Below are 1267 nucleotides of genomic sequence, written 5' to 3'. Positions count from 1 at the left end.
GGGACTGCTGCACGGATAGGTGACATCTGAACTGTGGTGCCGTGAGGCACTGCTGGAAGGATGGACCCCGTGCCCAAGCCCTATCCGAAAGAGTTCCGCGACGACGTCGTCCGCGTGGCCCGCAACCGCGAACCAGGTCAGCACCTGCGGCAGATCGCCGCCGACTTCGGCATCAGCGAATCCTGCCTGACCAACTGGCTCAGGAATGCCGACGTCGAGGACGGCACCAAGCCAGGGACGACGAACGAGGAGTCCAGAGAGAACCGCGAGCTGAGAAAGCGGATCCGGTTGCTTGAGCAGGAGAACGAAGTGCTGCGGCGGGCCGCGGCGTATCTATCACAGGCGAATCTTCCGGGAAAATGATGTACCCGCTCGTCCGCGAGCTGGCCGCCGGCGGGATTCCCGTCGCGGTGACGTGCCGGGTTCTGGGGATCGCGCGCCAGCCGTACTACCGGTGGCTCGCCGACCCGGTCACCGACGCCGAACTCGAGGAGGCGTACCGGGCGAACGCCCTGTTCGACGCCCACCGCGAGGACCCGGAGTTCGGCTACCGGTTCCTCGCCGACGAAGCCCGCGATGCGGGCGAGTCGATGTCGGACCGCACGGCGTGGCGGATCTGTTCGACCAACAGGTGGTGGAGTGTGTTCGGCAAGAAACGTGGCTCGAAGAAGGGCCGCTCCGGGCCGCCGGTGCACGATGATCTCGTCGGCCGCGTCTTCACCGCGGATGCTCCAAACACTTTGTGGCTCACCGATATCACCGAACACAGAACCGAGGAAGGCAAGCTCTACCTGTGTGCGGTCAAGGACGTGTACTCGAACCGGATCGTCGGCTACTCGATCAGCGATCGGATGAAATCCCGTCTGGCTGTCACGGCCCTCGAATCGGCAGTGGCACGGCGGGACTCGGTTGCCGGATGTGTGGTTCATTCCGACCGTGGATCGCAATTTCGCAGCCGGAAATTTGTCCGCGCCCTCGCCCGCCACGACCTGGTCGGATCGATGGGTCGGGTGGGTGCGGCCGGCGACAATGCCGCGATGGAATCGTTCTTTGCGCTGCTCCAGAAGAACGTCCTCGACCGGCAGAGATGGGCCACACGCGAGCAGTTGCGCATCGCGATCGTGACTTGGATCGAGCGGACCTATCACCGCCGGCGACGTCAGCTCCGGCTCGGCAGATTGACGCCTGTCGAGTTCGAGACCATCATGACCACACCAGCCACACAGGCTGCGTGACCGAATCTGTCACCGGATCGTGCAGCAGTCCC

1 protein-coding gene is annotated in these 1267 nt (G+C 64.3%); it reads left to right on the top strand.

What is annotated here, in order from left to right; translation table 11 throughout:
• The first annotated feature begins 69 nt into the window (after nucleotides 1-69).
• Nucleotides 70-1235 (top strand): IS3 family transposase gene (locus ACQR3U_RS23325; protein WP_112320133.1). Its coding sequence is split into 2 segments (ribosomal slippage): nucleotides 70-342 and nucleotides 345-1235, totalling 1164 coding nucleotides; the frame shifts between segments, so codons are not numbered across the junction.
• Nucleotides 1236-1267: the final 32 nt, after the last annotated feature.

Origin of the sequence: Rhodococcus sp. IEGM1339 (genome assembly GCF_050321925.1) — a bacterium.
In the GTDB taxonomy this organism is placed as follows: Bacteria; Actinomycetota; Actinomycetes; order Mycobacteriales; family Mycobacteriaceae; genus Rhodococcus; species Rhodococcus pyridinivorans.
This window is presented reverse-complemented; position numbering and strand designations above follow the sequence as displayed.